The 26,097-nt window shown below is 53.7% G+C and carries 24 protein-coding genes; 15 read left to right on the top strand and 9 right to left on the bottom strand.

All coding sequences use genetic code 11. The annotated features are described in order from the left end of the window. The first annotated feature begins 12 nt into the window (after window positions 1-12). From MUU47_RS14965 to phoU, 8 genes are all read left to right on the top strand, one after another. Entirely contained in the window at window positions 13-432 is a 420-nt protein-coding gene (locus MUU47_RS14965; protein ID WP_159756815.1) for a F0F1 ATP synthase subunit epsilon, read from the top strand. A gap of 541 nt (window positions 433-973) precedes the next feature. Further along, window positions 974-2,344 (top strand): bifunctional UDP-N-acetylglucosamine diphosphorylase/glucosamine-1-phosphate N-acetyltransferase GlmU, encoded by a 1,371-nt coding sequence (gene glmU, locus MUU47_RS14960; RefSeq protein ID WP_258988954.1) that lies wholly within the window; start codon window positions 974-976, stop codon window positions 2,342-2,344. Between the two features lie 227 nt (window positions 2,345-2,571). Continuing rightward, complete coding sequence (gene glmS / locus MUU47_RS14955; RefSeq protein ID WP_258988952.1) at window positions 2,572-4,401, top strand: glutamine--fructose-6-phosphate transaminase (isomerizing); 1,830 nt, start codon at window positions 2,572-2,574, stop codon at window positions 4,399-4,401. Window positions 4,402-4,697: 296 nt separating this feature from the next. Then, window positions 4,698-5,738, top strand: a complete 1,041-nt coding sequence (gene pstS, locus MUU47_RS14950; protein WP_258988950.1) for a phosphate ABC transporter substrate-binding protein PstS — start codon at window positions 4,698-4,700, stop codon at window positions 5,736-5,738. A gap of 126 nt (window positions 5,739-5,864) precedes the next feature. After that, complete coding sequence (gene pstC / locus MUU47_RS14945) at window positions 5,865-6,824, top strand: phosphate ABC transporter permease PstC (RefSeq protein WP_110512433.1); 960 nt, start codon at window positions 5,865-5,867, stop codon at window positions 6,822-6,824. Next, a complete protein-coding gene (pstA, locus tag MUU47_RS14940; RefSeq protein ID WP_258988949.1) occupies window positions 6,824-7,702 on the top strand; it encodes a phosphate ABC transporter permease PstA in 879 nt (292 codons plus the stop codon). The genes pstC and pstA overlap by 1 nt, the downstream gene beginning before the upstream one ends. 60 nt (window positions 7,703-7,762) lie before the next feature. Further along, on the top strand, window positions 7,763-8,536 hold the full coding sequence (pstB, locus tag MUU47_RS14935; RefSeq protein ID WP_110512435.1) for a phosphate ABC transporter ATP-binding protein PstB: 774 nt from the start codon (window positions 7,763-7,765) through the stop codon (window positions 8,534-8,536). Window positions 8,537-8,573: 37 nt separating this feature from the next. Then, the gene (gene phoU, locus MUU47_RS14930; RefSeq protein WP_258988948.1) at window positions 8,574-9,299 is read left to right on the top strand and encodes a phosphate signaling complex protein PhoU; all 726 of its coding nucleotides are present in this window, start codon (window positions 8,574-8,576) and stop codon (window positions 9,297-9,299) included. An 80-nt stretch (window positions 9,300-9,379) separates the two neighbouring features. Here phoU and yieH read toward each other — a convergent pair whose 3' ends face one another. Beyond that, window positions 9,380-10,045, bottom strand: a complete 666-nt coding sequence (gene yieH, locus MUU47_RS14925) for a 6-phosphogluconate phosphatase (protein ID WP_258988947.1) — start codon at window positions 10,043-10,045, stop codon at window positions 9,380-9,382. A 169-nt stretch (window positions 10,046-10,214) separates the two neighbouring features. On the opposite strand from yieH, the gene MUU47_RS14920 reads away from it, so the two are divergent. Next, window positions 10,215-11,546, top strand: a complete 1,332-nt coding sequence (locus MUU47_RS14920) for an NCS2 family permease (RefSeq protein ID WP_258988946.1) — start codon at window positions 10,215-10,217, stop codon at window positions 11,544-11,546. Between the two features lie 103 nt (window positions 11,547-11,649). Here MUU47_RS14920 and MUU47_RS14915 read toward each other — a convergent pair whose 3' ends face one another. The 8 genes from MUU47_RS14915 to MUU47_RS23605 all read right to left on the bottom strand — a co-directional run bounded on the left by MUU47_RS14915 (window position 11,650) and on the right by MUU47_RS23605 (window position 17,488). Next, the gene (locus tag MUU47_RS14915) at window positions 11,650-12,216 is read right to left on the bottom strand and encodes an NADPH-dependent FMN reductase (RefSeq protein ID WP_258988945.1); all 567 of its coding nucleotides are present in this window, start codon (window positions 12,214-12,216) and stop codon (window positions 11,650-11,652) included. A gap of 30 nt (window positions 12,217-12,246) precedes the next feature. Further along, on the bottom strand, window positions 12,247-12,996 hold the full coding sequence (locus tag MUU47_RS14910) for a 4'-phosphopantetheinyl transferase family protein (protein WP_258988943.1): 750 nt from the start codon (window positions 12,994-12,996) through the stop codon (window positions 12,247-12,249). A gap of 357 nt (window positions 12,997-13,353) precedes the next feature. Next, on the bottom strand, window positions 13,354-14,718 hold the full coding sequence (gene mnmE, locus MUU47_RS14905; protein ID WP_258988942.1) for a tRNA uridine-5-carboxymethylaminomethyl(34) synthesis GTPase MnmE: 1,365 nt from the start codon (window positions 14,716-14,718) through the stop codon (window positions 13,354-13,356). A 74-nt stretch (window positions 14,719-14,792) separates the two neighbouring features. Next, window positions 14,793-16,439, bottom strand: a complete 1,647-nt coding sequence (yidC, locus tag MUU47_RS14900; protein WP_258988940.1) for a membrane protein insertase YidC — start codon at window positions 16,437-16,439, stop codon at window positions 14,793-14,795. Window positions 16,440-16,441: 2 nt separating this feature from the next. Next, the gene (yidD, locus tag MUU47_RS14895; RefSeq protein WP_110510394.1) at window positions 16,442-16,699 is read right to left on the bottom strand and encodes a membrane protein insertion efficiency factor YidD; all 258 of its coding nucleotides are present in this window, start codon (window positions 16,697-16,699) and stop codon (window positions 16,442-16,444) included. After that, the gene (gene rnpA / locus MUU47_RS14890) at window positions 16,663-17,022 is read right to left on the bottom strand and encodes a ribonuclease P protein component (protein WP_110510393.1); all 360 of its coding nucleotides are present in this window, start codon (window positions 17,020-17,022) and stop codon (window positions 16,663-16,665) included. The genes yidD and rnpA overlap by 37 nt, the downstream gene beginning before the upstream one ends. Before the next feature lie 16 nt (window positions 17,023-17,038). Continuing rightward, the gene (gene rpmH / locus MUU47_RS14885) at window positions 17,039-17,179 is read right to left on the bottom strand and encodes a 50S ribosomal protein L34 (protein WP_110510392.1); all 141 of its coding nucleotides are present in this window, start codon (window positions 17,177-17,179) and stop codon (window positions 17,039-17,041) included. Window positions 17,180-17,407: 228 nt separating this feature from the next. Then, window positions 17,408-17,488 (bottom strand): hypothetical protein, encoded by an 81-nt coding sequence (locus MUU47_RS23605; RefSeq protein WP_445326599.1) that lies wholly within the window; start codon window positions 17,486-17,488, stop codon window positions 17,408-17,410. A 290-nt stretch (window positions 17,489-17,778) separates the two neighbouring features. Between MUU47_RS23605 and dnaA the strand changes: the two genes are divergently transcribed. The 6 genes from dnaA to MUU47_RS14855 all read left to right on the top strand — a co-directional run bounded on the left by dnaA (window position 17,779) and on the right by MUU47_RS14855 (window position 26,096). After that, the gene (gene dnaA, locus MUU47_RS14880; protein ID WP_258967684.1) at window positions 17,779-19,176 is read left to right on the top strand and encodes a chromosomal replication initiator protein DnaA; all 1,398 of its coding nucleotides are present in this window, start codon (window positions 17,779-17,781) and stop codon (window positions 19,174-19,176) included. A gap of 4 nt (window positions 19,177-19,180) precedes the next feature. Continuing rightward, the gene (gene dnaN / locus MUU47_RS14875) at window positions 19,181-20,281 is read left to right on the top strand and encodes a DNA polymerase III subunit beta (protein WP_110510390.1); all 1,101 of its coding nucleotides are present in this window, start codon (window positions 19,181-19,183) and stop codon (window positions 20,279-20,281) included. Further along, entirely contained in the window at window positions 20,281-21,354 is a 1,074-nt protein-coding gene (gene recF / locus MUU47_RS14870; protein ID WP_258988938.1) for a DNA replication/repair protein RecF, read from the top strand. The genes dnaN and recF overlap by 1 nt, the downstream gene beginning before the upstream one ends. Window positions 21,355-21,382: 28 nt before the next feature. Then, window positions 21,383-23,797, top strand: coding sequence for a DNA topoisomerase (ATP-hydrolyzing) subunit B (gene gyrB / locus MUU47_RS14865; protein ID WP_258988937.1), 2,415 nt, complete (start codon window positions 21,383-21,385; stop codon window positions 23,795-23,797). A 204-nt stretch (window positions 23,798-24,001) separates the two neighbouring features. Further along, on the top strand, window positions 24,002-24,814 hold the full coding sequence (yidA, locus tag MUU47_RS14860; RefSeq protein ID WP_258988936.1) for a sugar-phosphatase: 813 nt from the start codon (window positions 24,002-24,004) through the stop codon (window positions 24,812-24,814). Between the two features lie 58 nt (window positions 24,815-24,872). Further along, window positions 24,873-26,096 (top strand): YidR family protein, encoded by a 1,224-nt coding sequence (locus MUU47_RS14855; protein ID WP_258988935.1) that lies wholly within the window; start codon window positions 24,873-24,875, stop codon window positions 26,094-26,096. Window position 26,097 lies beyond the last annotated feature (1 nt).

Below are 26,097 nucleotides of genomic sequence, written 5' to 3'. Positions count from 1 at the left end.
TCGGAGGGTGACATGGCAATGACTTATCACCTGGATGTCGTCAGCGCGGAGAGCCAAATGTTCTCCGGTCTGGTCGAAAAGATCCAGGTAACGGGTAGCGAAGGTGAACTGGGTATTTACCCGGGTCACGCCCCGCTGCTCACCGCCATTAAGCCTGGTATGATTCGCATCGTGAAGCAGCACGGACATGAAGAGTTCATCTACTTGTCCGGCGGTGTGTTGGAAGTGCAGCCAGGTAACGTAACCGTACTGGCTGACACCGCCATTCGTGGCCAGGATCTCGACCAAGCGCGAGCTCTGGAAGCGAAACGCAAAGCGGAAGAGCACATTAAGAGCTCTCACGGCGACGTGGATTACGCTCAGGCGTCTGCGGAACTGGCCAAAGCGATCGCCAAACTGCGCGTTATCGAGTTGACCAAAAAAGCGATGTAACACCGGCTTGAAAGCATAAAAGCCAGTCTGGTTTCCAGGCTGGCTTTTTTATTGGGTGGTACTCTGATGTAATCCTTAAGTGTGATAAGTGTCACATAAATGTTGCATCATTCAAAAACCCAGCGTAGACTTTGTTTTGTGAGTTAGATCACATAACAATGCATGCTATGCAGGAATCAAAATGAAACGCTTTCATAAAATCATCGCAATGTTCAGCAATCTGAGCTTCTAATCCTCTGATTTGTTGCACAAAAGAATAAAAGAAGGTCGCCGAAAGGCGGCCTTTTTGTTTTTCAGCTCAACAGCATTCTTGATTCAGGTGTCAAAAGAACAGCCAAAGCAGCAACATAGCGGCTAATCTTCGGATATTGGGTCTTTTTTTCGAGACAAAGCGCGCTACGATAGCTGAAAATAGCGTCATAAAATCCATTTTAGCTTTCACATGGCTATTTTCTCTGCACTTCATTTCATGATGAAAAATATGTAGAAATTTCAATGTGAAAGGGTTTAACTTCTCACTCAAACAACTGTCAGGATGCGTATGTCAAACAGTGCGATGAGCGTGGTTATCCTTGCCGCTGGCAAAGGAACTCGCATGTATTCCGATCTCCCAAAAGTGTTGCATACACTGGCGGGCAAGCCGATGGTTCAGCATGTGATTGATGCAGCTGATGAATTAGGCGCATCTCAGGTTCACCTGGTTTACGGACACGGTGGTGAACTGCTGAAACAAACCCTCAGCGAAGGCAACCTGAATTGGGTGCTTCAGGCCGAACAGCTCGGCACCGGGCACGCAATGCAGCAGGCTGCGCCGTTCTTCGGCGATGATGAAGACATCATGATGCTGTACGGCGACGTGCCGCTTATCTCTGTTGAAACGCTTGAGCGTCTGCGTGCGGCGAAGCCGCACGGTGGAATTGGTCTGCTGACCGTTAAGCTTGATGACCCAACCGGTTACGGGCGAATCACCCGTGAAAATGGTCAGGTGACCGGGATTGTCGAACACAAAGATGCGACCGACGCACAGCGTGAAATTCAGGAGATCAATACCGGGATCCTGATTGCCGGTGGCGCGGACCTCAAATGCTGGCTGGGCAAGCTCGAGAACAACAACGCCCAGGGCGAGTTCTACATCACTGATATCATCGCCATGGCGTACCAGGAAGGGCGTGAAATTGCTGCCGTTCATCCGGCTCGTTTAAGCGAAGTGGAAGGCGTTAATAACCGTCTGCAGCTTTCCCGTCTGGAGCGCGTGTACCAAAGCGAGCAGGCTGAAAAGCTGCTGCTGGCTGGCGTCATGCTGCGAGACCCACAGCGTTTTGATCTGCGCGGCAGCATCACTCACGGGCGCGATGTTTCAATCGATACTAACGTTATCCTCGAGGGTAACGTTACGCTCGGTCATCGCGTAAAAATTGGCGCGGGCTGCGTGATTAAAAATAGCGTAATCGGCGACGACTGCGAAATCAGCCCGTACAGCGTGGTGGAAGATGCTCAACTGCATGCCGCCTGCACTATTGGCCCGTTCGCCCGTCTGCGTCCAGGTGCTGAACTGCTGGAAGGCGCACACGTCGGCAACTTCGTTGAAATGAAAAAAGCGCGTCTGGGTAAAGGCTCCAAAGCCGGCCACCTGAGCTATCTCGGTGACGCTGAAATTGGCGATAACGTGAATATCGGCGCAGGCACCATCACCTGTAACTACGATGGCGTGAACAAATTCAAAACCATCATTGGCGATGATGTGTTTGTCGGTTCCGACTCTCAGCTGGTGGCCCCGGTCACCATAGGCAAAGGTGTGACGATTGCCGCCGGGACCACCGTGACCCGAGACGTGGCTGATAACGAACTGGTCTTAAGCCGTGTGCCGCAGGTGCATAAGCAAGGCTGGCAGCGCCCGGTGAAGAAGAAGTAATGAAAGCAGCGGGTGGCACTTCGCTAACCCGCTCTACGATTTTGTAGGCCTGATAAGGCATAGCCGTCATCAGGCAGACAGGGGTTGAGGGGATAACATAATCTCCCGCCCACCAGCAGTAACCCAAACTATAACCCCACTCTCTACAAGGCTCGGGGCTCCGGTAAAAACCGGAAATACAGGTCAGCGACAACGCATGGCATCGTGCCATATCAGGAAATCTAACTATGTGTGGAATTGTTGGCGCAGTCGCGCAGCGTGATATTGCTGAAATCCTTCTCGAAGGGCTTCGTCGTCTGGAATACCGCGGTTATGACTCTGCCGGACTGGCAGTGGTCGACAACGAGGGGCATCTGACCCGTCTGCGTCGCCTCGGTAAAGTAAACATGCTGTCTCAGGCCGCGGAAGATAGGCCGCTGCACGGCGGCACGGGTATCGCACACACTCGCTGGGCGACCCATGGCGAGCCGTCAGAAGGCAACGCCCATCCTCATGTTTCCGATCATATCGTCGTGGTGCATAACGGCATCATCGAAAACCACGAACCGCTGCGCGAACTGTTGCAGTCTCGCGGCTACGTGTTCGTCTCAGAAACCGACACCGAAGTGATTGCTCACCTCGTTCATTGGGAGCTGGAGCAGGGCGGAACGCTGCGTGAAGCCGTGCTGCGTGCTATCCCGCAACTGCGTGGCGCCTATGGTACCGTGATCATGGATACCCGCGATCCGCACACCCTGCTGGCTGCCCGTTCAGGTAGCCCACTGGTGATTGGCCTGGGCATGGGTGAAAACTTCATTGCCTCCGATCAGCTGGCACTGTTGCCGGTTACTCGCCGATTCATCTTCCTCGAAGAAGGTGATATCGCAGAAGTGACGCGTCGCAGCGTGACCGTGTTTGCTAAATCCGGCGAGCAGGTAAAACGCCCGGACATCGAATCTAATTTGCAGTACGACGCAGGTGACAAAGGCATTTACCGTCACTACATGCAAAAAGAGATCTACGAGCAGCCGAACGCTATCAAAAACACCCTGACCGGGCGCATCAGCCACGGACAGGTCGATCTGAGCGAGCTGGGACCGAACGCCAACGAAATGCTGGCCAACGTTGAGCACATTCAGATTGTGGCCTGCGGCACGTCTTACAACTCAGGTATGGTGTCGCGCTACTGGTTTGAATCGCTGGCCGGCGTGCCGTGCGATGTCGAAATCGCCTCGGAATTCCGCTATCGCAAATCTGCGGTACGCCGCAACAGCCTGATGATCACCCTTTCCCAGTCCGGTGAAACGGCGGATACTCTGGCGGCACTGCGTTTGTCAAAAGAGCTAGGCTATCTGGGCTCTCTCGCGATTTGTAACGTGGCGGGTTCATCGCTGGTGCGCGAATCCGATCTGGCGCTGATGACCAACGCGGGTACTGAAATTGGCGTGGCATCCACCAAAGCATTCACTACGCAGCTGACCGTTCTACTGATGCTGGTGGCGAAACTGGCGAATCTGAAAGGTCAGGACGCAGTGATTGAGCAGGATATCGTGCACGGTTTGCAGGCGCTGCCGAGCCGTATCGAGCAAATGCTCTCGCAGGACAAACGTATCGAAGCGCTGGCGGAAGACTTCTCCGACAAGCATCATGCGCTGTTCCTGGGGCGTGGCGATCAGTATCCCATTGCCCTCGAAGGCGCGCTGAAGCTGAAAGAGATCTCCTACATTCACGCGGAAGCGTATGCGGCAGGTGAACTCAAGCACGGTCCGCTAGCGCTGATCGACGCGGATATGCCGGTTATCGTTGTTGCGCCGAATAACGAACTGCTGGAAAAACTGAAATCTAACATCGAAGAAGTGCGTGCCCGCGGTGGTGTGCTGTACGTCTTTGCCGATCGGGATGCCGGTTTCAACAGCAGCGATAACATGCACATCATCGAAATGCCGCATGTGGAAGAGGTCATCGCGCCAATCTTCTACACCGTGCCGTTGCAGTTGTTGGCCTATCACGTGGCGCTGATCAAAGGCACCGACGTTGACCAGCCGCGTAATCTGGCAAAATCTGTGACCGTCGAGTAATCCCCGAAGGCCCTGCTCCCGCAGGGCTTTTTTCTTCTCTATTCCCCGTCATAAACATGACAATCTGTCATATTCAGCTAACGTTTGCAGTGTCATAAAAAGAAAACTTTACTGACAACACAATGTCACAAATAAAACTAACTATTTGATTATTAATAAAAAACACTCAAATATTTAAGCTAAATTTTCAGCGTAATAAAACTGTCATATTTCGTACATTTAACTGTCACCTGTTTGTCCTATTTTGCTCAACGTAGCCACTTAAACAACGATTTACGAAATCTGCAGGAGACATTATGAAAGTTATGCGTACCACTGTCGCAACTGTTGTCGCCGCGACCTTATCGATGAGCGCTTTCTCTGCGTTGGCAGCAGCAAGCCTGACGGGTGCCGGTGCAACCTTCCCTGCGCCGGTGTATGCCAAATGGGCAGATACCTACCAGAAAGAGACCGGTAACAAGGTCAACTATCAGGGTATTGGTTCCTCCGGCGGTGTGAAGCAGATTACTGCCAACACTGTGGATTTCGGTGCTTCCGATGCGCCACTGACTGATGAAAAACTCTCTCAGGAAGGCCTGTTCCAGTTCCCGACCGTTATCGGCGGCGTCGTTCTGGCGGTTAACCTGCCAGGCTTCAAATCCGGTGAGCTGGTACTCGACGGTAAAACCCTCGGCGACATCTACCTCGGTAAAATCAAGAAGTGGGATGACGAAGCGATTACTAAGCTGAACCCGGGCAAGAAACTGCCTTCTCAGAACATCGCGGTTGTTCGTCGCGCAGACGGGTCCGGTACCTCGTACGTGTTCACCAGCTACCTGTCTAAGGTGAACGATGAGTGGAAATCGAAAATAGGTGCAGGCTCTACCGTTAACTGGCCGACCGGTCTGGGTGGTAAAGGCAATGACGGCATCGCTGCCTTCGTTCAGCGTCTGCCTGGCTCAATCGGCTACGTAGAATACGCTTACGCTAAGCAGAACAACCTGGCGTACACCAAACTGATTTCCGCTGACGGTAAGTCCGTGAGCCCGACCGAAGAAAGCTTTGCCAACGCCGCGAAGGGCGCTGACTGGAGCAAATCCTTCGCTCAGGACCTGACTAACCAGAAAGGCGACGACGTGTGGCCAATCACTTCTACTACCTTCATTCTGGTTCACAAAGATCAGAAGAAACCAGAGCAGGGTGTTGAAGTGCTGAAGTTCTTCGACTGGGCCTACAAAAATGGCGCCAAAGAAGCTAACGCACTGGATTACGCTTCACTGCCGGATAGCGTGGTTGAGCAGGTACGTGCTGCATGGAAAACCAACGTGAAAGACAGCAGCGGTAAAGCGCTGTACTAACAGAATATTTTTGACGAAGATGGCGGGTGGCGCTTCGCTTACCCGCCCTACAGTTCAGTTTGTAGGCCCGGTAAGCGAAGCGCCACCGGGCATATTCGTAAGACGTCTTTAACTGAAGAGTAATTTATGGCTGCAACCAAGCCTGCATTTAACCCACCGGGTAAAAAGGGTGACATTATTTTCGGCGTGCTGGTAAAACTGGCGGCGCTGATTGTGCTATTGATGCTGGGCGGCATAATTGTTTCCCTGATCATTTCTTCCTGGCCGAGCATCCAGAAATTTGGTTTCTCCTTCCTGTGGACCAAAGAATGGGATGCACCGAATGATATCTACGGTGCGCTGGTGCCTATTTACGGCACGATCGTGACCTCCGTTATCGCCCTGCTGATTGCCGTTCCGGTGAGTTTCGGTATCGCCCTGTTCCTGACGGAGCTGGCACCAAATTGGCTGAAGCGCCCGCTGGGTATCGCGATTGAACTGTTAGCCGCTATCCCGAGTATCGTTTACGGCATGTGGGGCCTGTTTATCTTTGCCCCGCTGTTTGCGACCTACTTCCAGGAGCCGGTGGGCAACGTGCTGTCTACCATTCCCTTCGTTGGCGCCCTGTTCTCTGGCCCCGCGTTTGGTATCGGCCTGCTGGCTGCGGGGGTTATCCTCGCCATCATGATTATTCCTTACATCGCCGCAGTGATGCGTGATGTGTTCGAACAAACCCCGGTGATGATGAAAGAGTCGGCCTATGGCATCGGCTGCACCACCTGGGAAGTTATCTGGCGTATCGTTCTGCCGTTCACCAAAAATGGAGTGATTGGTGGGGTGATGCTTGGCCTGGGTCGCGCGCTCGGTGAAACGATGGCAGTGACGTTCATTATCGGTAACACCTACCAGCTCGACAGCGCGTCTCTGTATATGCCGGGCAACAGTATTACCTCTGCGCTCGCCAATGAGTTCGCTGAAGCGGAATCCGGGCTGCACGTCTCGGCGTTAATGGAGCTCGGCCTGATCCTGTTTGTTATCACCTTTATCGTGCTGGCCATTTCCAAGCTGATGGTTAAACGCCTCGCGAAAAACGAGGGGGCACGCTAATGGCGACGTTAGAAATGCAAACCACACCTGAGCTCATCGAGTCTCGCCGCAAAATGCAGGCGCGTCGTCGATTCAAAAACCGCATTGCGCTGACGCTGTCGATGGGAACCATGGTGTTTGGCCTGTTCTGGCTGGTGTGGATCTTGTTCTCGACGGTCACGCGTGGGATTGATGGGATGTCGCTGGCGCTGTTCACCGAAATGACGCCGCCGCCGAACACGGCGGGCGGTGGTCTGGCGAATGCCCTGGCCGGTAGCGGCCTGCTTATCCTGTGGTCGACCGTGGTCGGGACGCCGCTGGGTATCATGGCGGGAATTTGGCTGGCGGAGTATGGCCGCAAATCTTGGCTTGCCGAAGTGATTCGCTTCATCAACGACATTCTGCTTTCCGCGCCGTCTATCGTTGTTGGCCTGTTCGTCTACACCATCGTTGTGGCGAAGATGCAGCACTTCTCCGGTTGGGCGGGCGTCATTGCGCTGGCGCTGCTGCAGGTGCCAATTGTCATTCGTACCACCGAGAACATGCTGAAACTGGTTCCGGACAGCCTGCGTGAAGCGGCGTATGCGCTGGGCACGCCGAAGTGGAAAATGATTTCTGCCATCACGCTGAAAGCGTCGATTTCCGGGATCATGACCGGCGTTCTGCTGGCTATTGCACGTATCGCTGGCGAAACCGCACCGCTGCTGTTTACCGCGCTCTCGAACCAGTTCTGGAGCACCGACATGATGCAGCCAATTGCCAACCTGCCGGTGACCATATTCAAATTTGCCATGAGCCCGTTTGCCGAATGGCAACAGCTGGCCTGGGCCGGGGTGCTGATCATTACCCTGTGCGTACTGTTGCTTAACATTCTGGCGCGCGTCATTTTCGCGAAGTAGAAACACGGTTAAATTTTTGCGGTGCGGCCCCGTGCGGCACCGGATGAGGAAGAGATTGAGATGAGTATGGTGAATACCGCCCCGGGAAAAATTGCTGTTCGCGATTTGAACTTTTACTACGGCAAATTCCATGCCCTGAAGAACATCAACCTGGATATTGCCAAGAACCAGGTCACCGCGTTTATCGGCCCGTCAGGGTGTGGTAAATCGACCCTGCTGCGCACGTTCAACAAAATGTTTGAGCTGTATCCGGAGCAGCGCGCTGAAGGTGAAATTTTACTGGATGGCGACAACATTCTGACGAATACCCAGGATATCGCCCTGTTGCGCGCCAAAGTCGGCATGGTGTTCCAGAAGCCGACGCCGTTCCCGATGTCGATTTATGACAACATCGCCTTCGGCGTGCGCCTGTTTGAAAAGCTATCGCGTGCCGATATGGACGAGCGCGTGCAGTGGGCGTTGACCAAGGCCGCATTGTGGAACGAAACCAAAGATAAACTGCACCAGAGCGGATATTCTCTCTCCGGTGGTCAGCAGCAGCGTCTGTGCATCGCTCGCGGTATCGCGATTCGTCCGGAAGTTTTGCTGCTTGATGAGCCGTGTTCAGCGCTGGACCCGATTTCTACCGGGCGCATTGAAGAACTCATCACCGAACTGAAGCAGGATTACACCGTGGTCATCGTGACCCATAACATGCAGCAGGCGGCGCGTTGTTCCGACCACACTGCGTTTATGTATCTTGGCGAACTGATTGAATTCAGCAATACCGACGATCTGTTTACCAAGCCTGCGAAGAAACAAACTGAAGACTACATTACTGGCCGCTACGGTTGATTTGCCCCTTTATATTTCTGGGGCAATTGGAGGAACAATGGACAACCTAAACCTTAATAAACACATTTCCGGCCAGTTCAACGCAGAGCTGGAGCATATCCGCACTCAGGTGATGACCATGGGCGGGCTGGTGGAAAAGCAGCTTTCTGACGCCATCACCGCGATGCACAATCAGGATCAGGAGCTGGCCAAACGCGTTATCGACGGTGATAAACAGGTCAATATGATGGAAGTGGCCATCGATGAAGCCTGTGTGCGTATCATCGCCAAACGTCAGCCAACCGCCAGCGATCTGCGCCTGGTGATGGCTATCATCAAGACCATTGCCGAGCTGGAACGTATTGGTGATGTGGCGGACAAAATTTGCCGCACCGCGCTGGAGAAGTTCTCGCAGCAGCATCAGCCCCTGTTGGTGAGCCTCGAGTCTTTGGGGCGCCATACCGTGCAAATGCTGCATGATGTGCTCGATGCGTTTGCGCGTATGGACCTGGATGAAGCGGTGCGAATCTATCGCGAAGATAAAAAGGTCGATCAGGAGTATGAAGGCATTGTGCGTCAGTTGATGACCTACATGATGGAAGACTCCCGCACCATTCCAAGCGTGCTGACCGCGCTGTTCTGCGCCCGTTCAATCGAGCGTATCGGCGACCGTTGTCAGAACATTTGCGAATACATCTTCTATTTCGTGAAAGGACAGGATTTCCGTCACGTGGGTGGCGACGAGCTGGATAAACTGCTGGCGGGTAAAGATCCGAAAGAGTGAGTTTTAAACCCCTCATCCTAACCCTCTCCCCACTGGGGGAGAGGGAAACCCTTTGGGGAGAAGGCCGATGTGAGGGGAAACTAACGCGTAATCTCCCAACCCCGCGCTTTCCACAACCCCGGTAATTCCTCCAGCGAGGTAAAGGTCGTCACTTTCGGATGGTCGATCGGCTGATTATGCGGATCGGCGCAGAAGTAAAAGACCTCCATCCCCGCCGCCACGCCGGACATTGCGCCCGCGCTCGAATCATCCACCAGCACACAGTTCACCGGATCTACATTCATCGCTTTCGCCGCGTGGTACATCAACGCCGGATCGGGCTTCCAGGCCTGAATGTCATACCCGCTGAACAGTTTGTCCGGGAAATGATGCAGCAAACCCGTGTTCCCCAGCGAATGTTGCATTTTGCTCACCGGGCCGTTGGAGACGATGCACATCGGCACCGTCATCGCGTCCAGCAAATCATTCGCGCCAGCTATGACTTCCAGCTCGCTGTCGAACAGCCGTGCAACTTCGGCACGATACACCGGTTCCAGCGTCTCTTTCACCAGATTCACACCGTGTTCGGCGTTGATGGTGTCGATAATCTCGTACAGCTTCACGCCTTTAAAACGCTTAAAAATCGTTTCAAGCTCAAGAGTGATACCGAATTCCCGGAACATGTGGACATATGCCCGGGAGCAAATCACTTCACTGTCGACGAGCGTGCCATCGCAGTCGAAAAATACCGCCTCAATACTGGACATGCCGTTTCCTGTTGTCACAAGTTTAACGTTTACGTAATACAATTTGCCCCACGCAATCGTTGCCGTATAAGCAAAATCAATGAAAAAAAATGTGTCGTACACCTCCCTATTGTCGCATTTTGGTATAGGATAGCGACGAATTTTCCCCTCCTTAGTTTGGAACCAGAAGATGAGCCAACAACAAAACACCCAGACGTCGGGTCAGGGTCTGCTTCAGCGCGTGTTTAAACTGCGCGAGCACGGAACGACGGCACGCACAGAAGTGATTGCCGGTTGTACAACGTTCCTGACGATGGTGTACATCGTTTTTGTGAACCCGCAAATTCTGGGTGCCGCGGGCATGGATACCAGTGCGGTCTTCGTTACCACCTGTCTTATCGCCGCACTTGGCAGCATCCTGATGGGGCTGTTTGCTAACTTGCCGGTTGCACTGGCACCCGCGATGGGCCTGAACGCCTTCTTCGCGTTTGTCGTGGTCGGCGCGATGGGCCTTACGTGGCAAGTGGGTATGGGCGCGATTTTCTGGGGCGCGATTGGTTTGCTGTTGCTGACCATTTTCCGCGTGCGCTACTGGATGATTGCCAATATCCCAATGAGCCTACGCGTGGGGATCACCAGTGGTATCGGCCTGTTCATTGGCATGATGGGCCTGAAAAATGCCGGCGTGATTGTCGCCAACAAAGACACGCTGGTGTCTATCGGCCACTTGACGTCTCACAGCGTGCTGCTGGGCATTCTCGGCTTCTTCATCATTGCTATTCTGGCTTCCCGTAACATTCATGCGGCGGTGCTGGTTTCCATCGTGGTGACTACCTTGTTGGGTTGGGCGCTGGGCGATGTTCACTATTCGGGTATCGTTTCGACGCCACCGGATGTGACGTCTGTTATCGGTCATGTTGATCTGGCCGGTTCCTTTAACATCGGCCTGGCTGGTGTGATTTTCTCCTTCATGCTGGTCAACCTGTTTGACTCCTCCGGCACCCTGATTGGCGTGACCGACAAAGCGGGCCTGACCGATGAAAACGGTAAATTCCCGCGCATGAAGCAGGCGCTGTTCGTCGACAGTATTTCTTCAGTTGCCGGTGCGTTTATCGGTACTTCCTCCGTTACCGCGTACATTGAATCCTCATCAGGCGTGTCTGTTGGTGGCCGTACCGGTCTGACGGCAGTCGTTGTCGGTCTGCTGTTCCTGTTGGTTATTTTCCTGTCGCCGCTGGCTGGCATGGTGCCGCCGTACGCTGCTGCAGGTGCGCTGATTTATGTCGGCGTACTGATGACGTCCAGCCTCGCCCGCGTTAAGTGGGATGACCTGACCGAAGCCGTTCCCGCGTTTATTACGGCGGTGATGATGCCGTTTAGCTTCTCTATTACCGAAGGGATAGCACTGGGCTTTATCTCTTACTGCGTGATGAAAATCGGTACCGGTCGTTTCCGCGATCTCAGCCCGTGCGTCATCTCTGTTGCGGTGCTGTTCGTCCTGAAGATTGTGTTTATCGACTGATAAACAGCGAACAGGTAAATGTAAAACGGCAACCTAAGGGTTGCCGTTTTTAGTTTGCGCACCCGCCCCTGTGGGAGAGTGCATCAGGTTGCACTCATCTGATTTACTTTTTCACTCGCTGAATATAATCCCCGAACGCGGTTAACTGACCGGTCAGATGGTCGAGCGTGCTCTGATCAATCACTTCACCCGTTTGCGGGTCGACTTTGTTTTGAATCACTCCGCCCATAAACTCCGGTTTGTTCATTACCATCGCATCAAGGAATACCAGAATCTGACGCAGGTGATACTGGCAACGTGCACCGCCAATCGCGCCCATCGAACTGGTCTGGATCAGCACCGGCTTCCCGGCCAGCGGTTGTTCTGGCAGACGTGACAGCCAGTCGATGGCATTTTTCAGGCCGCCAGGCACGGAGTAGTTATACTCTGGCGTCACAATCACCACGCCGTCAGCCTCACGAATCTGCGCCGCCAGCGCTTCTACGCTCTGCGGAAAACCTTCTTCTTGCTGAACGTCGGCATCGTACAGCGGAATATCACCAATCGACGGCAGGGCGGAAATCGCCATGCCCGCCGGGGCGATGTTTGGCAGGGTGCGCGCCACCATACCGTTAAATGAGTGTTTGCGCAGGCTTCCCAGTAATGTCACCACTTTCAACGCATCAGACATGATTACTCCTTTAATTTTCATCATGATAAGTCAGTTCAGTATAAGCGCTTTTTCCGCAGGCAGGCTGGTAAAACGCATCAGGCGGGCCGCGGATTCGCTGGCGCGAATTTGCATATCCGGCAGGCCGCGCCAGCCGGCTTTGCTGTCGAACTCCCAGACCTTCAGTCGTTCAATCGCAGGCGTTGCGGCAATTGACCACACCAGCACGTCTTCTGCATCGCAAATGGCTTCTATTTGTAGCATTTTGGCGGCACGCAGGCGGCCAGAACCTGGCAGGAGTTGAAGCAACTGCTGCGAATCGTGTTGGGTTTCACCGGTCAGCTTGAGAACACTCTGGCGCAGGGCCAGCAGCTGCGTTCGCGCTTCGTTGGGATCGTTTTGGTTTTTGATCCACAGCGATTCGTTATTGCTGAAAGGATAATTTTCGGGTGTGCTGGGGCGGTTAACACTGCGGGTTGTAGGCTGCAGCTCCATGTCCAGGCCGCATTCGCCTTCGGTGGTCAGCGCGACACCGACGATATTTCCGGCATAGGCGATGGAGAAATGCGGTTGTTTGCTGTCGCGAAACATTGGTTTGCCATCGGGACGTAAAACCATTTCGGGAAGTTCGCTGGTGCCATAAAGCATAAATAGCAGTTCTGCGAGCAGCGCCCGGGAGGATAAATAACGAGCCCGACGATGCTGAGGCAGTTGTCGTGCCGCGTTGTGACAGGACGAAGAAAGCCGCACTGAGTGCAGGTGCCCGTCGGTAAGGATCCCTCTTGCGAAGTGCGTTGCCATTATGTCGCTCCGTGATTAATGGTCATGAGTTCGGAAAGATAACCCTATTATTACCCAGGATGATGAGGTTTTAATGTGGAATAATGGCGCTGAAAAGCCATCGGCCAGTATATTTACATTTCCTTAGGCGCAATAGTCTGTGAGTTCACAAAATTAGGGCCTAATCTCGCTGAGAAAACCGGATTGAAACGCGTCACTGTAGAGTTACTTAATCATCGATTTTAGCCAGCTTATCTTGGGATTTGCGGGGCGTTGAGGAGGGACACGAGTTGCCATTTGGATAACGGTGTTTTCATTAATGGAAAAACCCACCGGGTGCGGTGGGTTTTGACTAAGCCATTATTCGCCAGGCGGCGCTTATTTTCCGATACAAAAGCTCGAGAAAATACGGCCCAGGAGGTCATCGGAGGTAAATTCCCCGGTGATTTCGCTCAACGCCTGCTGCGAAAGACGCAGTTCTTCGGCCAGCAGTTCACCCGCCCAGGCGCCCAGTAGTTGGGCTTTACCCTGTTGCAGATGTTCAGCTGCCGTTTCCAGCGCCTGCAAATGACGACGACGGGCGAGGAAGCCGCCTTCCATATTGGTGTCGAAGCCCATGCTCTGCTTGAGATGATTGCGCAGAACGTCCACACCCTCTCCCTGACGTGCAGAAAGGCGAATCAGTGAGTGGCTGTTCACTTCGCTCAGACCGATCGCTTCGCCGGTGATATCCGCTTTGTTACGCACCACGGTGATCGGTAGGTTCGCAGGCAAACGGGCGATAAAGTCCGGCCAGATTTCTGCCGGATCGACGGCGTTGGTGGTGGTGCTGTCGACCATAAACAGCACCCGGTCGGCCAGCTCGATTTCCTGCCAGGCACGCTCAATACCAATGCGCTCAACTTCATCGCTGGCATCGCGCAGCCCGGCGGTGTCGATAATGTGCAGCGGCATCCCGTCGATATGAATGTGTTCGCGTAATACGTCGCGAGTGGTGCCTGCGATATCGGTGACAATCGCGGCTTCTCGGCCTGCCAGTGCGTTCAGCAGGCTCGATTTACCGGCGTTTGGACGCCCGGCGATGACCACTTTCATCCCTTCGCGCAGCAGGCTGCCCTGACGCGCTTCGGCACGTACGGCATCGAGATCGCCGATAACGGTGTTGAGCTGTGCTTCGATTTTGCCGTCGGAGAGGAAATCAATTTCTTCATCCGGGAAATCGATCGCCGCTTCGACGTAAATGCGCAGATGGGTCAACGCTTCCACCAGATGATTCACGCGCGCCGAGAACGCCCCCTGCAGCGAGTTCATCGCCGAACGTGCCGCTTGTTCGGAGCTGGCGTCGATCAGGTCGGCAATCGCCTCGGCCTGTGCCAGGTCGAGCTTATCGTTGAGGAATGCGCGTTCGGAAAACTCACCCGGATTGGCAATGCGCACACCGGGCAGCGTCAGAATACGTTTTAGCAGCAGGTCGAGGATAACCGGGCCACCGTGGCCCTGAAGCTCCAGCACGTCTTCCCCGGTAAAGGAGTTCGGCCCCGGGAACCATAAGGCGATACCCTGATCCAGCGTCGCGCCTTCGACATCGTGAAACGGCAGGTAATCGGCGTAGCGCGGCTTCGGCAGCTTGCCCAATACCGCCTGTGCAACGTCGCGAGCCTTCAGGCCAGATATACGCAGAATACCCACGCCGCCGCGTCCTGGCGGTGTGGCCTGGGCAACAATCGTGTCGTTATGGTTCATGGTTAGTCTCTTTCTATACCTAATAAAAAAGGCGGTCATCTGACCGCCTTCCATTTTAGCGAATGCCTACCGAATCAGGATTTTTTCTTTTCGCGGCTATGAAGACCACGTTTTTCCAGACCACGGTAAATCAGCTGCTGCTGGATAATCGTCACGGTGTTGCTGACGATATAGTACAGCACCAGACCTGACGGGAACCACAGGAAGAACACGGTGAAGATGACCGGCATAAAGGTCATGATCTTCTGCTGCATCGGGTCGGTCACGGTGGTTGGCGACATCTTCTGGATGAAGAACATCGTCAGGCCCATCAGGATCGGCAGGATGTAGTACGGGTCCTGTGCGGACAAGTCATGGATCCACAGAGCAAACGGTGCGTGGCGCAGTTCAACGGAGCCCATCAGCATGTAGTACAGCGCAAGGAAGATTGGCATCTGGATAACCAGAGGGAAGCAGCCACCGAGTGGGTTTACTTTCTCTGCTTTATACAGGGCCATCATTTCCTGGCTCTGGCGCTGTTTGTCATCGCCCAGACGCTCACGCATCGCCGCAATTTTCGGCTGCAGCATACGCATCTTCGCCATGGAGGTGTACTGCGCTTTGGTCAGCGGGTACATGATGCCACGAACGATGAAGGTGATAACGATGATGGAGAAGCCCCAGTTACCGAGGAAGCTGTGGATAAATTTCAGCAGCTTGAACAGCGGCTGAGAAATGAACCACAACCAACCATAGTCAACGGTCAAGTCCAGGTGTGGCGCAACGGCTGCCATTTTGTCCTGAATTTCCGGGCCAACCCACAGGGTGCTGGCAAGGTTTGCCGCCTGACCTGGCTGAACCAGTACTGGCTGAGACTTATACCCGATAGCAGCAATGCCGTTACCGAGGTTAGTCGTGTAGAAGTTGTTCGAACCGTCGTTGTTCGGTACCCATGCGGTAGCAAAGTACTGCTGCAGCATCGCAACCCAACCGCCTTTAGAACTGATGTTCAGGTTCTCGTTATCGGCGATTTTGTCGAACTTATACTTTTCATACTTCTCGTCTGGCGTGGAGTAAGCCGCGCCACGGAATGTATGCATGGTGGACAGACCGCCGCCTTTGGTATCGAGTGCCGGTGGCAGATTGATGGACTGCTTCAACTGACCGAAGGTGGAGACTTCCAGTGGTTTCTCACCGGCGTTCTTCACGTTGTAGCCCACGTTCACCGCATATCCACCGCGTTTCAGGGTGAAGGTTTTGGTGAAGGTGTTGCCGGCTTTATCGGTATAAGTCAGCGGAATAGTCAGTTCATTCTGCCCATCAGCCAGAACAAACGCATCTTTATCAATGTTGTACAGTGGACGTGCACCGTTAGCAGGGTTATCCGGGCCATCACGACCGGTCAGACCGCTCTGTGCCTGATAGATAAAGTCCGATGAGGTGTCCAGTAACTTAAACGGCTCGTTAGAATTCTGCGTTTTCGGATAAGTTAACAGCAGTGCCTGCTCAACATCACCACCACGGGTGTTGATAACGAGTTCAAGCACGTCGGTTTTCACCGTAATCAGTTTTCCCTGGCCACTGGCAGGAACGCCCTGGTCGGCGGCGCTGCCCGCGGCGGTGGTCGTAGTCTGCGTAATCTGCTGCTGAGGCTGAGGATTTTTATCCTGCTCCCATGCCTGCCAGATCATGAAAGACACGAACAACAAAGCGATGATAAGAAGATTGCGTTGCGAATCCATCGTTAGTGTTCTCTGGTATTTGTTGGTCCTGGTGGGACGGGATCGTCACCACCCGGGTGTAAAGGGTGGCATTTTAATACGCGTTTCACCGTCAACCAACTGCCTTTTAACACTCCAAACCTGCGCAATGCCTCAATTCCGTATTGTGAACAGGTGGGAGTGAAACGGCAGTGTGGCCCGAGTAGCGGACTAATCAGGCGTTGATAGACCCGGATAAGGGCTATCAGGACCCGTGAGCCAGGCGACAGTGACGGCGCCATAATTTTTCCAACGCTTCCGTGATTGCCCGGTTGTCGAGGTCTGCAACCCCTTTCTTAACTAACACCACGAAATCCATAGCGGGAAGTTCATGCTGACGTAAACGGAAGCTCTCACGCGTCAGACGTTTAATCCGATTGCGTTCATGGGCGCGTTTAACGTTTTTCTTGGCGACAGTAAGACCGATGCGGGGATGCCCCAGCGAATTTAGGCGGCCGAGGATGGTGATTTGCGGCGTGCCAGCCCGTTGCGGCTGCTGGAAGACGAATGTGAAATGATTGGGAGTTAACAAGCGTAACTCCCTGGGAAAAGCTAGCTTAACCACTCAGGGGTTAGCTTTATTACTTGGAAACGGTCAGACGAGAACGGCATTTAGCACGACGACGTGCCAGAACCTGACGACCATTTTTAGTAGCCATACGAGCACGGAAGCCGTGTGAACGGTTGCGCTTCAGTACAGACGGTTGAAAAGTGCGTTTCATGGCGATTTCTACCTAAACTTGAATAAATTCACTGACTTTTGCGTGTACCCGAACGAGTTTCGAACGACTTCCGCTTCAGTGTGGGTGATTAAAGAGGCCGGATTGTAATAATTGTACACTCCGGAGTCAATTCTCTTTACCTTATTTCCCGCGTATTTCCGCACGATTTCGCGTGCAAAATGACCGGCAACGGTCCGCGTTAGCGAGTAACACGCACCGGGTGGAGGATTATAAAGCCTGCCAATTAAAGCGCAAGGATCGCCCGGGATCTTTATTAGATCGATTATGCAAAAAATTGTCGCGACGCATTAATTTTTCCAATATGCGGGCGAAATCGCCCCTCACTCTGACCAGGATCGATTACACTTAGCCGGTCCCGATCTTCCCTGTGGATAAATCGGGAAGAATCTGTGAGAAACAGGAGATCTCTGGCGCAGTTTAGGCTATGATCCGCGGTCCCGATCGTTTCCTGGATCCTGATCGGAGTAACAACCGCTGATAGCGGTTCGCACGTCACCCCCACCGACCTGTGGGCTGTCCGACGTGTGTCAACAATCATTAATTCTGTTTCACCCTTATTTGTTCGATTGGAGTCCGCCGTGTCACTTTCGCTTTGGCAGCAGTGTCTTGCCCGATTGCAGGATGAGTTACCAGCCACAGAATTCAGCATGTGGATCCGCCCATTGCAGGCGGAGCTGAGCGATAACACGCTGGCATTGTATGCACCAAATCGTTTTGTGCTTGATTGGGTAAGGGATAAATACCTCAATAATATCAACGGACTGTTGAATGATTTCTGCGGTACCGACGCCCCGCAACTGCGGTTTGAAGTGGGTGCCAGGCCTGCCACGCAGGTCGCGAGAGAAACCGCGCAGGTTGCCGTTCAGGCACATGCTCAGCAGGTACATGCACCGCGTGCCATTCCTCAGGCACGCCAGGGCTGGGATAACGTTCCCGCTCCGGCAGAACCGTCCTATCGCTCCAACGTAAACGTAAAGCACACGTTCGATAACTTCGTTGAAGGTAAATCGAACCAGTTAGCGCGTGCTGCGGCGCGTCAGGTGGCAGATAACCCTGGCGGCGCATACAACCCGTTGTTCCTTTATGGCGGCACGGGTCTCGGTAAAACGCACCTGTTACACGCTGTCGGCAACGGCATTATTGCCCGTAAACCGAACGCCAAAGTGGTGTACATGCACTCCGAGCGTTTTGTTCAGGACATGGTCAAAGCCCTGCAGAACAACGCCATCGAAGAGTTCAAGCGTTACTACCGTTCCGTTGATGCCCTGCTAATAGATGACATTCAGTTCTTTGCTAATAAAGAACGATCTCAGGAAGAGTTCTTCCACACATTCAATGCCCTGCTGGAAGGGAATCAACAGATAATCCTGACGTCCGATCGCTATCCTAAAGAGATCAACGGCGTTGAAGATCGTCTGAAGTCCCGTTTTGGCTGGGGATTAACCGTTGCGATCGAGCCACCTGAGCTCGAAACGCGCGTGGCGATCCTGATGAAAAAGGCCGACGAGAACGACATTCGTCTGCCGGGCGAAGTGGCGTTCTTTATTGCCAAGCGCCTGCGCTCCAACGTGCGTGAACTTGAAGGCGCACTGAACCGCGTTATCGCCAACGCCAATTTTACCGGTCGGGCCATTACCATTGATTTCGTGCGTGAAGCGCTGCGCGATCTGCTGGCGCTGCAGGAAAAACTGGTCACCATCGACAATATTCAGAAGACGGTGGCGGAGTACTATAAGATCAAAGTGGCAGATTTGCTGTCCAAGCGTCGTTCCCGCTCTGTGGCGCGTCCGCGCCAGATGGCGATGGCGCTGGCCAAGGAACTCACCAACCACAGCCTGCCGGAAATTGGCGATGCGTTTGGTGGCCGCGACCACACGACCGTGCTGCATGCGTGCCGCAAGATCGAGCAGTTGCGTGAAGAAAGCCATGACATCAAAGAAGATTTCTCCAACTTAATCAGAACATTATCTTCGTGACGCTATGAAATTTACCGTTGAACGTGAACATTTATTAAAACCGCTGCAGCAAGTAAGTGGCCCATTAGGTGGTCGCCCAACGTTGCCGATTTTGGGTAATTTACTGCTGCAGGTTGCAGACGGTTCCTTGTCATTGACCGGAACTGACCTTGAAATGGAAATGGTCGCACGCGTCGCGCTGCTTCAGCCGCACGAGCCGGGTGCCACCACCGTGCCAGCGCGCAAGTTCTTCGATATTTGCCGTGGCTTGCCGGAAGGGGCTGAAATTGCCGTACAGCTTGAGGGTGACCGCATGTTGGTGCGCTCTGGCCGTAGCCGTTTCTCTCTTTCTACGCTGCCTGCTGCCGATTTCCCGAACCTCGACGACTGGCAAAGCGAAGTGGAATTCACCGTTGCTCAGGCGACGATGAAACGCCTGATTGAAGCGACCCAGTTTTCCATGGCGCATCAGGACGTTCGCTACTACTTAAACGGCATGCTGTTCGAAACCGAAGGTGAAGAACTGCGTACCGTAGCGACCGATGGCCACCGTCTGGCGGTCTGTTCGATGCCTATCGGCGAAACGTTACCGAACCATTCGGTGATCGTACCGCGTAAAGGCGTAATCGAGCTGATGCGTATGCTCGACGGCGGCGACAACCCAATGCGTGTGCAGATTGGCAGCAACAACATCCGCGCGCACGTGGGCGATTTCATCTTCACCTCTAAACTGGTGGATGGTCGTTTTCCGGACTACCGTCGCGTGTTGCCGAAAAACCCGGACAAACATCTCGATGCGGGCTGTGACATTCTCAAGCAGGCGTTTGCCCGTGCGGCGATTCTCTCGAACGAAAAATTCCGCGGCGTGCGTCTGTATGTCAGCGAAAATCAGCTGAAAATCACTGCCAACAACCCGGAGCAGGAAGAAGCAGAAGAAATTCTGGACGTCACCTACGCTGGGACCGAGATGGAAATCGGCTTCAACGTCAGCTACGTACTGGATGTGCTCAATGCACTGAAATGCGAAAACGTCCGAATTCTGCTGACCGACTCCGTATCCAGCGTTCAAATTGAAGATGCAGCCAGCCAAAGCGCGGCTTACGTTGTTATGCCAATGAGATTGTAATGGCGCTAACCCGCTTGTTGATCCGCGACTTTCGCAACATTGAAAACGCGGATCTCGCTTTATCCCCTGGCTTTAATTTCCTGGTAGGTGCCAACGGCAGCGGAAAAACCAGCGTACTGGAAGCTATCTACACGCTCGGCCACGGTCGGGCGTTTCGCAGTTTGCAAATAGGCCGCGTTATTCGCCACGAGCAGGAATCGTTCATCTTACATGGACGCCTGCAGGGCCAGGAGCGCGAGATCTCAATTGGCCTCACCAAAGACAAACAGGGCGACAGCAAAGTTCGCATCGACGGTACCGACGGACACAAGGTGGCCGAACTGGCGCTGCTGATGCCGATGCAGCTCATCACCCCCGAAGGGTTTACTTTACTCAACGGCGGCCCCAAATATAGAAGAGCATTCCTTGATTGGGGATGCTTTCACAACGAAGCCGGTTTCTTTACCGCCTGGAGCAATCTCAAGCGTTTGCTGAAACAGCGTAACGCTGCATTGCGTCAGGTAACCCGCTACGCGCAGCTGCGTCCGTGGGACATGGAACTTATCCCGCTGGCCGAGCAAATCAGTCAATGGCGAGCGGAATACAGTGCGGGTATCGCCGAAGATATGGCGGATACCTGCAAACAGTTTCTTCCTGAATTCAGTCTCACTTTTTCTTTCCAGCGCGGCTGGGAAAAAGAGACCGACTATTCAGAGGTGCTTGAACGGAATTTCGAGCGCGACCGAATGCTGACCTACACCGCCCACGGCCCGCACAAAGCGGATTTCCGCATACGTGCCGATGGCGCACCGGTGGAGGACACACTGTCGCGCGGGCAGCTCAAACTGCTGATGTGCGCCTTACGTCTGGCGCAAGGTGAGTTTCTGACCCGTGAAAGCGGGCGGCGCTGCCTGTACCTCATAGATGATTTTGCCTCTGAACTTGATGACGAGCGCCGAGGCCTGCTTGCCAGCAGGCTCAAAGCGACAGAGTCGCAGGTTTTTGTCAGCGCCATTAGCGCTGAACACGTAATGGACATGTCGGACAAAAATTCGAAGATGTTCAGCGTGGAAAAAGGTAAAATAACGGATTAACCCAAGTTTAAATGAGCGAGAAACGTTGATGTCGAATTCTTATGACTCCTCCAGTATCAAAGTCCTGAAAGGGCTGGATGCGGTGCGTAAGCGCCCGGGTATGTATATCGGCGACACGGATGACGGCACCGGTCTGCACCACATGGTATTCGAGGTTGTGGATAACGCTATCGACGAAGCGCTCGCGGGTCACTGTAAAGATATCGTTGTCACTATCCACGCCGATAATTCCGTTTCCGTAACGGATGATGGCCGTGGTATTCCGACCGGCATTCACCCGGAAGAGGGGGTTTCTGCAGCGGAAGTTATCATGACCGTTCTGCACGCAGGCGGTAAATTCGATGACAACTCTTATAAAGTGTCCGGTGGTCTGCACGGCGTAGGCGTTTCAGTGGTAAACGCCCTGTCGCAGAAGCTGGAACTGGTGATTCGCCGCGAAGGCAAAGTTCACCACCAGATTTATGTTCACGGCGTGCCACAGGCTCCGTTGGCGGTGACCGGTGATACCGATGTGACCGGGACCCAGGTGCGTTTCTGGCCAAGTTATGAAACCTTCACGAATGTCATCGAGTTTGAATACGACATTCTGGCTAAACGCCTGCGCGAGCTGTCGTTCCTGAACTCCGGCGTTTCTATCCGCCTGCGCGACAAGCGTGACGGTAAAGAAGATCATTTCCACTACGAAGGCGGTATCAAAGCGTTCGTTGAGTATCTGAACAAAAACAAAACGCCAATTCACCCGCATATCTTCTATTTCTCCACCGAAAAAGACGGCATCGGCGTTGAAGTTGCGCTGCAGTGGAACGATGGTTTCCAGGAAAACATCTACTGCTTTACCAACAACATTCCACAGCGCGATGGCGGTACTCACCTTGTCGGTTTCCGTACGGCAATGACCCGTACGCTGAATGCTTACATGGACAAAGAAGGCTACAGCAAAAAAGCCAAAGTCAGCGCCACCGGTGACGATGCCCGTGAAGGCCTGATTGCCGTTGTTTCCGTGAAAGTACCCGATCCGAAGTTCTCTTCGCAGACCAAAGACAAACTGGTTTCTTCCGAAGTGAAGACTGCGGTTGAGCAGCAGATGAACGAATTGCTGGCAGAATACCTGCTGGAAAACCCGTCCGATGCAAAAATCGTTGTTGGCAAAATTATCGATGCGGCACGTGCCCGAGAAGCGGCGCGTAGAGCCCGTGAAATGACCCGTCGTAAAGGCGCACTGGACTTAGCAGGCCTGCCGGGCAAACTGGCGGATTGCCAGGAACGCGATCCGGCGCTGTCCGAACTGTACCTCGTGGAAGGGGACTCCGCGGGCGGCTCTGCTAAGCAGGGGCGTAACCGTAAGAACCAGGCGATTCTGCCGCTGAAGGGTAAAATCCTCAACGTTGAGAAAGCCCGCTTCGACAAAATGCTCTCCTCGCAGGAAGTGGCAACGCTTATCACTGCGCTGGGGTGCGGCATTGGTCGTGACGAATACAACCCGGACAAACTTCGCTATCACAGCATCATCATCATGACCGATGCCGACGTCGATGGCTCGCACATCCGTACGCTGCTATTGACCTTCTTCTATCGTCAGATGCCTGAAATCGTAGAACGTGGCCACGTGTATATCGCCCAGCCGCCTCTGTACAAAGTGAAAAAAGGCAAGCAGGAACAGTATATTAAAGACGATGAAGCGATGGATCAGTATCAGATTTCTATCGCGCTTGATGGTGCAACTCTGCACACCAACGCGAGCGCACCGGCGCTGGCGGGTGAAGCGCTGGAAAAACTGGTGGCAGAATTCAACGCTGCACAGAAAATGATTGTCCGTATGGAACGTCGCTTCCCGCGTTCACTGCTGAAAGAGCTGGTGTATCAGCCAACGCTGGTTGAAGCCGATCTCAGTGACGAGCAGAAAGTGACGCGTTGGGTAAATCAGCTGGTTACTCAGCTGAATGAAGATGAGCAGCACGGAAGCATGTGGAAGTTCGATGTTCGTGAGAACACTGAGCTGCATCTGTTTGAGCCAATCATCCGCGTGCGTACTCACGGTGTGGACACTGATTACCCGCTGGATCAGGAGTTTGTGACCGGTGGTGAATACCGTCGTTTGTACACGCTCGGCGAGAAGCTGCGCGGTCTGATTGAAGAAGACGCGTTCATCGAACGTGGCGAACGCCGTCAGCCGATTACCAGCTTCGAACAGGCGCTGGAATGGCTGGTGAAAGAGTCCCGTCGCGGTCTGTCTATTCAGCGTTATAAAGGCCTGGGTGAAATGAACCCGGATCAGCTGTGGGAAACCACCATGGATCCAGAAAGCCGCCGTATGCTGCGCGTGACCGTCAAAGATGCAATCGCTGCCGACCAGCTGTTCACTACCCTGATGGGTGATGCTGTTGAACCGCGTCGTGCATTTATCGAAGAAAATGCCCTGAAAGCGGCGAACATCGATATCTAAGTAACGTGTTCCCCGGTGGTGTTAACGCTTGCTGGGGCGACAAATTACGTAAGCCCGGTGAGCGCTAGCGCCACCGGGCTTTTTATTGCCGCAAAAGAGGAATTCCCGCCTCGATCTCCATCCCCCTTTTACCCTGACTCTTTTGCTGTTTTTTGAGCTAAATCGCGTTAGCATGAGTAAGAACTCACTTATCTCGGGGATCCTATGGCTATCAAACTCATTGCAATCGACATGGACGGAACATTGCTGCTGCCCGACCATACAATTTCTCCGGCGGTTAAACAGGCCATTGCGGCTGCGCGTGAGCGTGGCGTGAAGGTGGTGCTGTGTACCGGTCGCCCGTATGCAGGTGTTCATAACTACCTGAAAGAGCTGCACATGGAGCAGGAAGGCGATTACTGCATCACCTATAACGGCGCGCTGGTTCAGAAAGCCAGTGATGGCAGCACGGTGGCACAAACGGCGCTGAGTTATGACGATTATCGCTACCTGGAACAGCTTTCCCGCGATGTGGGTTCTCACTTCCACGCGCTCGACCGCAACACGCTGTACACCGCGAACCGCGACGTCAGCTACTACACCGTGCATGAATCTTTTGTCGCCACCATCCCACTGGTATTCTGCGAAGCGGAAAACATGGCGCGTGATATTCAGCTGCTGAAAGTAATGATGATCGACGAGCCAGCCATTCTCGATAAAGCTATCGCCCGCATTCCGGCAGAAGTGAAAGAGAAGTATACCGTGCTGAAAAGTGCGCCGTACTTCCTCGAAATCCTCGATAAACGCGTCAATAAAGGCACCGGCGTGAAATCTCTGGCCGATACGTTAGGCATCAAGCCGGAAGAGGTAATGACTCTCGGCGATCAGGAAAACGACATCGCCATGATTGAATACGCCGGGATGGGCGTGGCAATGGAAAACGCCATTCCATCGGTGAAAGAAGTCGCCAACTTCGTGACTAAATCTAACCTGGAAGACGGCGTTGCCTACGCGATTGAGAAGTTCGTTCTGCAGTGATGTAAACAAATAGACTTTGCTATACCCTGATGCCACCAACGCGCATCAGGGTATCTTCATGAAACAAATCACCTTCATCTCTCGCCATCATCAGCTCACCAACACACAAACCTGGACGCCCGATAGCCAATGGCTGGTGTTTGACGTGCGTCCTTCCGGCGCGTCGTTTACCGGAAAAACCATTGAGCGCGTCAATAGCCACAGCGGTGAAAACGACGTGATTTATACCGCCCCCGATGGCGCGCATGTTGGCGTGGTAACGGTGCATCCGCAGGATGAACGTTATGTGTTTATTCATGGCCCGGAAAACCCTGATGATTCATGGCACTACGATTTCCATCACCGCCGTGGCGTGGTGACGTTTCAGGGCGAAACCCAAAATCTCGATGCGATGGATATTACCCCGCCGTTTACGCCGGGTGCGCTGCGCGGCGGAAGCCATGTCCACGTTTACAGCCCAAACGGCGAGCTGGTCAGCTTCACCTACAACGACCACGTCATGCATGAGCGCGATCAGGCTCTGGATTTGCGTAATGTCGGGGTTGCAGCGCCGTATGGGCCAGTCACGCCGCAGGGCCATCATCCGCGTGAATATGCCGGCAGTCATTGGTCGGTCCTGATGAGCCAGACCACGCCGACGCCGCAGCCCGGCAGTGATGAGATTAATCGCGCCTACGAAGAAGGTTGGGTTGGCAATACGCAGCTGGCTTTTATTGGCGACACGCTGTCGCTGAACGGTGAAAAGGTGCCAGAGCTGTTTATCGTCACGCTGCCCACGAGTGAAGCCGGCTGGAAGCAAGCGGGTGATGCGCCACTGTGTGGCACGGAAAAGAGTTTACCCGCGCCGCCTGCCGGAGTGGTTCAGCGTCGTCTGACGTTCACTCACGACCGCGCGTATCCCGGCCTAGTCAACGTGCCACGTCACTGGGTACGCTGTAATCCGCAGGGCGATAGCATTGCGTTTCTGATGCGAGATGATGCAGGCGTGGTGCAACTATGGCTGATTGCGCCAGAAGGCAGTGGAATGCGGCAATTAACGCAGTGCAGTGGAATTCAGTCGGCGTTTAACTGGCATCCGTCAGGCCAGGCTTTAGGGTTTGTTCTGGAAGACAGAATTGCGATGTGCGATGCACAGAGCGGGGACATTCGCTTTTTGACGGCCGATCATGAAAATCCGCCGTCAGGCGATGCGGTAGTCTTTTCCCCGAACGGACGGGCGGTTGCCTGGATGCAGGAAACCCACGGCTATCGTCAGCTATGGGTTACGCAAACAGGCTACTGAA

Origin of the sequence: Scandinavium hiltneri, from assembly GCF_024764835.1 — a bacterium.
In the GTDB taxonomy this organism is placed as follows: domain Bacteria; phylum Pseudomonadota; class Gammaproteobacteria; order Enterobacterales; family Enterobacteriaceae; genus Scandinavium; species Scandinavium hiltneri.
Note: the sequence above shows the minus strand (reverse complement) of the source record. Positions and strands in the feature narration are given on the sequence as shown.